Source organism: Actinomycetospora sp., from assembly GCF_036497585.1.
Classification (GTDB): Bacteria; Actinomycetota; Actinomycetes; order Mycobacteriales; family Pseudonocardiaceae; genus Actinomycetospora.
Window position 1 is genome coordinate 22,262 of the sequence record NZ_DASXJD010000232.1, and the last position, 6,422, is coordinate 28,683.

Sequence of the window (6,422 nt, forward strand, 5' to 3'; positions counted from 1 at the left end):
TTCGCGGAACCGGTTGCTCAGCTGGGGCGGTCAGCTGTGGCTGTGGAGGGGCTTGCCGGCCAGCGCGAGGTGTGCCTCGCCGAAGGCCTCGTTCTGCGTCGGGTGGGCGTGGATGAGGTTCGCCACGTCGGCCGGGAGGGCCTCCCAGTTGTAGACGAGCTGTGCCTCGCCGACGAGCTCACCGATCCGGGCCCCGATCATGTGCACCCCGACGACGGGTGCGTCGTCGGTCGTGCCGCCCTTCACCAGCTTGATCGCGCCCGCGGTGCGGAGGATCTGCGACTTGCCGTTGCCGGCCAGGTCGTAGGTCGTGGTCTGGACCTCGCCGTAGGCCTCCTTGGCCTGGGCCTCGGTGAGCCCGACGGAGGCGATCTCCGGCTCGCAGTAGGTGACCCGGGGGATGCCCTTCTCGTCGATGACCGGCGGCTCGAGGCCCGCGATCTCCTCGGCGACGAAGATGCCCTGCTGGAAGCCGCGGTGGGCCAGCTGCAGGCCGGGCACGATGTCACCCACGGCCCACACGTTCGCCACCCCGGTGTGGAGCCGCTCGTCGGTGCGCACGAAGCCGCGGTCGAGGGTGATCCCGGCCGCCTCGTAGCCGAGGTCGGCGGTGTTGGGTCCGCGCCCGACGGCCACCAGCAGGATGTCGGCCTCGAGCTGCTCGCCGTTCTCGAGGTTGACCGTCACCGAGTCGGCGCTCTGCTCGACCCCGGTGAACTTCGTGCCGATCTTGTAGTTGATCTTCCGCTTGCGGAACTGGCGCTCGAGCTGCTTGGAGAGGAACTCGTCCTCGTTGGGCACGAGGTGGGGCAGCGCCTCGACCACGGTGACCTCGGAGCCGAACGAGCGCCACACGCTGGCGAACTCCACGCCGATCACGCCGCCGCCGAGGACGACGACGCGGTCGGGCACGTAGTCGAGGTTGATCGCCTCGGTGGAGGTGAGCACCCGGCCGCCGAGCTCGAGGCCGGGCAGCGTCTTGGAGTACGAGCCCGAGGCGAGGACCACGTGGCGCCCGGTGTAGCGCTGCCCGTCGACCTCGACGGCGTCGGTCCCGGCCAGCGTGCCGTGGCCGTCGATCATCGTGATCTTGCGGGACTTCACCAGCCCCTGCAGGCCCTTGTAGAGCTTGCCGACGACGCCGTCCTTGTAGGAGTTGACGCCGCTCATGTCGATGCCCGACAGCGAGCTCTTGATCCCGATCTGCTCGCCCTCGCGAGCGTTGTCGGCGACCTCGGCGGCGTGCAGCAGCGCCTTGGTCGGGATGCAGCCTCGGTGCAGGCAGGTGCCGCCCAGCTTGTCCTGCTCGACGAGGGCGACGGAGAGGCCCAGCTCGGCCGCGCGCAGCGCGCAGGCGTACCCGCCGGAACCCCCACCCAGGATCAGGACGTCGAAGGTGTCGCTCTCGCTCAACTCTCACTTCTCCCGCGTCGGCGTGTGACGTGCGGTGGACCGGCCCGCGACGGTGGTCGCGGACCAGGCACTCGTGTCCGGGCCCACTGAGCGGCCCGCGACTGTCAAATACATCCTTCCACCGCGGGCAAACGGGTGTCGGGGCTCCCCGCTCAACCCGTGCCCGCGACGTCGGCGAGCACGGCCGCGAGGGTGCGGACGGGGAGCCCGGTCCCGCCCTTGGGGGTGTAACCGTGCGGTCCCCCGGTGTTGAACGCCGGACCGGCGATGTCGATGTGGGCCCAGGGCACCCCGTCGGCGACGAACTCCCGCAGGAAGAGCCCGGCGACGAGCATCCCGCCGAAGCGGTGACCGGTGACGTTCGCGATGTCGGCGATGCGCGAGTCCAGGTCTCCCCGCAGCTCCTCGGGCAGCGGCATCGCCCAGCCGCCCTCGCCGGCGCCGACCGCGGCCGCGGCGACCCGGTCGCGGAGCTCGTCGCTGCCCATGATCCCCGCGGTGCGGGAGCCGAGGGCGACGACCTGCGCGCCGGTCAGCGTGGAGGTCTCGACGAGGTAGTCGGGGTCGTCCTCGCAGGCGCGCACGATCGCGTCGCCCAGGATGAGGCGGCCCTCGGCGTCGGTGTTGAGGACCTCGACGGTCTTGCCGCCGTACATCGTCAGGACGTCGCCGGGCCGGTAGGCGGTGCCCGAGGGCATGTTCTCGGCCATCGGGACCGTCGCGGTGACGTTCACCGGCAGGTTCTGCTCCGCCGCCAGGCACACCGTGGCTATTACGCAGGCGGCCCCGGACATGTCCGAGGTCATGTGGTCCATGTTCGCCGCCGGCTTGATCGAGATGCCGCCGGTGTCGAACGTGATGCCCTTGCCGACCAGGGCGACCGTCTTCGTGGCGTCCGGGTGGGTGTGCCGCAGCCGGACCAGGCGCGGTGGGCGGGAGGACCCGCCGCCGACCCCGAGGATCCCGCCGTAGCCGCCCTCGGCGAGGGCGGACTCGTCGAGCACCTCGACCTGGAGGCCGACCGTCTCCGCCATGTCCCGGGCCCGGCGGGCGAACTCGGCGGGGTAGAGGTCGTTCGGCGGGGTGTTGATGAGGTCGCGCGCGGCACACACGGCGCGGGCGGTCATCGCGGCGTCGGCGATCGTGGCGTGCTCACGCTCACCCGCGCCGCCGCTGCCCCCGGTCCCGCCCAGGAAGGCGACGGTGCGGGCCGGGTCGTCCGGGGCGCTGCGGTAGTCGGTGAAGGCGTAGGAGCCCAGGACGGTGCCCTCGACGGCGGCCGCGAGGTCGAGGCCGCCCAGGGTCGAGCCGACCCGCGTCGCGGTCTTGCCGAAGGCGCGGGCCGCGGCGCCCGAGGCACGGCGCACCTGCTCGGCGAGGTCCGGGGCGCCCGCGGTGCCGTCGGCGGTCCGGGCCTCCGGGTCGGGCCCGAGGCCGACGGCGAGCAGCAGCGGGGCCGCGATCGCGCCGCGGGTGGGCAGCTTGACGACCTCCTCGGCGGCGCCCGCCGCGCCGGCGAGCGCGAGCAGCGACGCGAGCTCTCCGCCGAACGCCTGGTCGAGACCGTCGGAGGCGACCAGGATCGGCGGCGGGGGAGGGGCGTCGTCGTCGGCGTCCTCGGCCTTCCCGTCGCTGGCCCCCGGCCGGGTCCCGATGACGAGGACGTCGACCTCGGCCGCGTGGGCCGCCTCGTCGCTCTGCCGGAGGTCGGGCGGGGTGCTCACGGGCATGCCTCCACGGGTGGCGTGACGCGGCCGGTGCTCCCGGCCCTGAGATCGGCATGCTAGGACGCACCCCCGACAGCGCGCGTGCCGTACGGTCCCGGACCCGTGAGCGACCCGGGAAGCACGCCAGCGACGACACTGCGCCACAGCCCCCTGCACGAGCGCCACGAGGCGCTCGGCGCCACCTTCGCCCCGTTCGGCGGGTGGGAGATGCCGGTCCAGTACGCGGGCGGCGAGGGCTCGGGCAAGGGTGGCGTGGTGGCGGAGCACACCGCCACCCGCGAGGCCGTCGGGCTCTTCGACGTCAGCCACCTGGGCAAGGTCCGCATCACCGGGGAGGGGGCGGCGGCCTTCGTCGACCGCTGCCTGACGAACGACCTCGCGCGGATCGTCCCGGGCAAGGCCCAGTACACGCTGTGCTGCGCCGAGGACGGCGGCGTCGTCGACGACCTCATCCTCTACCTCGTCGGCCCCGACGAGGTCTTCACGGTGCCCAACGCCGCCAACTCGGCCGGCGTCGGCAAGCTCCTCGCCGCGGCCGCCCCCGCCGGCATCACGGTCTCCGACGAGCACGACGAGCACGTCGTCCTCGCCGTGCAGGGCCCCGAGTCGGCCCGGGTGCTCACCGAGGCGGGCGTCCTGCCGCGCGACCTCGGGGATGACGACCTCGACTACATGGCCTTCGTCGACGTCGGGTGGGACGGCCAGGCGGTCCGGCTCTGCCGTACGGGCTACACCGGCGAGCACGGCTACGAGCTCATCGCCCCCGCGACCGCCTCCGAGGTGCTGTGGGACGCGCTCGCCGCGGTCGTCGCCGAGGTCGGCGGGCGCCCGGCGGGGCTCGGCGCGCGCGACACCCTGCGGACCGAGGCGGGGCTGCCGCTGCACGGCCAGGACCTCGGCCCGGAGATCACGCCGAACCAGGCCCGGTGCGGGTTCGCGGTGGGGTGGAAGAAGGCGGAGTTCTGGGGCCGCGGGGCGCTGCTCGCCGAGCGCGAGGCCGGTCCCCGTCGCCGCTCCTGGGGGCTGCGGGCCACCGGCCGCGGCATCCCCCGGGCCCACATGCCGGTCACCCTCGGCGAGTCGGTGGTGGGGGAGACGACGTCGGGCACCTTCTCCCCGACGCTGAAGACCGGCATCGCGCTCGCGCTGCTGGACACCGCGGCGGAACTGACCGAGGGTGACGTGGTGGCCATCGACGTGCGCGGGCGCCCGCTGGAGTGCGAGGTCGTGAGCCCGCCGTTCGTGCCGTCCCACGTGCGGTGAGGTGAGGGGTGAGCTTCCCCACGGAGGCCGCCGGCGCCGGCGTCTACCGGTACCGCGCCGACGCCGAGCAGGCCGGGCCGGCGATCTTCACCGCCCCGGGCGACGTCGTCGGGGGCGGGTTCGGCCTGTTCGAGACCGCGGCCACGCCGGGGCGCATCGGCGCCGTGCCGCACTACCACCAGGGATTCTCGGAGTCGTTCTGGGTGATCTCCGGGCGGCTCGCGGTGATGAGCGGTACCGAGTGGCAGGTGCTGGGCAGCGGCGACTTCGCCCACGTCCCGGTGAACGGGGTGCACGCGTTCGCGGCCGTCGGGGACGAGCTCGCCCGCTTCCTCATCCTCTTCGTGCCCGGCGCTCCCCGCGAGGAGTACTTCCGCCGCCTCGCCGAGCACCTCGGGCGCGGGGCCAGCGCCGAGGAGATCGACGCGATGGCGCGGGAGTGCGACCAGGTGAACCTCCGCGACTGGCCGGCGTTCGGGGCTCGTCCCGAAGTGTGACGCCCGAGGCATGGACGAACCTTTACTTAGCTCGGTACAACTAAGTGGGTCGGGTTTCGTCGTGCCGTGGAGGTCGTCGTGCAAGCCGCGGGAGCAAGTCCGTTCCGTCAGCCCAAGGCGGTCTGGGCGGTCGCCTTCGCCTGCGTCATCTCGTTCATGGGCATCGGGCTGGTCGACCCGATCCTGCCCGCGCTCGCCCAGCAGCTCGCCGCGACACCCGCGCAGGTCTCGCTGCTGTTCACCAGCTACCTGATCATCACCGCGGTGGCGATGCTCGTCACCGGGTGGGTCTCGAGCCGCATCGGCGCCAAGGCCACGCTGGTCACCGGCCTCGTCATCATCGTCGTCTTCGCGGCGCTGGCCGGGCTGTCGGGCTCCATCGGCGAGATCGTCGGGTTCCGCGCCGGCTGGGGCCTCGGGAACGCGCTGTTCATCGCCACCTCGCTCGCCGTCATCGTCGCGAGCGCGAGCGGCGGGTTCGCCGGCGCGATCATCCTCTACGAGACCGCGCTCGGCGTCGGGATCGCGCTCGGGCCGCTGGTCGGCGGCCTGCTCGGCTCGGTGAGCTGGCGGGCGCCGTTCTTCGGGGTCGCCGTCCTCATGGCGATCGCGCTGGTCGCGACCCTCGTGCTGCTCGACAAGACGCCAAAGCCCGCGCAGAAGATCAGCCTGCTCGACCCGATCAGGGCACTGCGCCACCGCAGCCTCGCGACGATCGCGCTGACCGCCTTCGCCTACAACTGGGGCTTCTTCACCCTGCTCGCCTACTCGCCGTACTCGATGGGGAACCTCGGGCCACTCGGGCTCGGCGGGGTGTTCACCGCGTGGGGTGTGCTGGTCGCGATCTTCGCGGTGTTCGGGGCGCCCGCCCTGGAGCGACGGTTCGGCACGGTCCGGGTCCTGTACTTCGTGCTCGGCCTGCTGGCGCTCGACCTGCTGGTGATCGCGATCTGGCAGTCGAGCCCCAGCGTCGTCATCGGTGCGGTGATCGTCGCGGGCGCGATGATCGGGCTGAACAACACCCTGGTCACCCAGGCGGTCATGTCGGTCGCCCCGGTGCCCCGCCCGGTCGCGTCGGCCTCCTACAGCTTCGTGCGCTTCCTCGGCGGCGGCCTCGCCCCGTGGATCTCCGGGATCATCGGCGAGGCGTTCCTGCCGAACACCCCGTTCTGGGTGGCGGCGGTCGTCGTCGCGATCGGCGTGCTGATCCTCTCGACGGCGCACCGCCTGCTGCGCCGGGCCGAGACCGAGGAGCCGGAGGAGGCTCCCGCCGCCGACGCCGGGCCCGCGCGTCTCGAGCGACCGGTGCTCGTCGCCGTCGACGACGCCCCGCACGCCGACGAGGTGATCGCCGCCGGGGCGCGGCTGGCCCGCACGCTCGACGCCCCGCTCCTGCTCGTGCACGTCCCCGAGGACGCCGTCGCCGGGGACGCCACCCCGGTCGGCGACGACCCGGAGGTGCTCCCCGGGAGGCTGGCGCAGCTGACCGGGTCGGGGCTGCGGGCGGACGCGGAGGCGCTGC

At 73.3% G+C, this 6,422-nt stretch carries 5 protein-coding genes; 3 read left to right on the forward strand and 2 right to left on the reverse strand.

Annotated features, from left to right (window positions below):
• Positions 1-30 precede the first annotated feature (30 nt).
• Both lpdA and VGH76_RS24605 read right to left on the reverse strand, forming a co-directional pair.
• On the reverse strand, positions 31-1,413 hold the full coding sequence (gene lpdA, locus VGH76_RS24600) for a dihydrolipoyl dehydrogenase (RefSeq protein WP_331559387.1): 1,383 nt from the start codon (positions 1,411-1,413) through the stop codon (positions 31-33).
• Positions 1,414-1,565: 152 nt separating this feature from the next.
• A complete protein-coding gene (locus VGH76_RS24605) occupies positions 1,566-3,137 on the reverse strand; it encodes a leucyl aminopeptidase (protein WP_331559388.1) in 1,572 nt (523 codons plus the stop codon).
• Positions 3,138-3,242: 105 nt separating this feature from the next.
• Between VGH76_RS24605 and gcvT the strand changes: the two genes are divergently transcribed.
• The 3 genes from gcvT to VGH76_RS24620 all read left to right on the forward strand — a co-directional run.
• The gene (gcvT, locus tag VGH76_RS24610) at positions 3,243-4,403 is read left to right on the forward strand and encodes a glycine cleavage system aminomethyltransferase GcvT (RefSeq protein ID WP_331559389.1); all 1,161 of its coding nucleotides are present in this window, start codon (positions 3,243-3,245) and stop codon (positions 4,401-4,403) included.
• Positions 4,404-4,411: 8 nt separating this feature from the next.
• On the forward strand, positions 4,412-4,900 hold the full coding sequence (locus VGH76_RS24615; RefSeq protein WP_331559390.1) for a cupin domain-containing protein: 489 nt from the start codon (positions 4,412-4,414) through the stop codon (positions 4,898-4,900).
• A gap of 66 nt (positions 4,901-4,966) precedes the next feature.
• A partial coding sequence (locus tag VGH76_RS24620; RefSeq protein WP_331559391.1) for an MFS transporter occupies positions 4,967-6,422 on the forward strand: 1,456 nt, incomplete at its 3' end.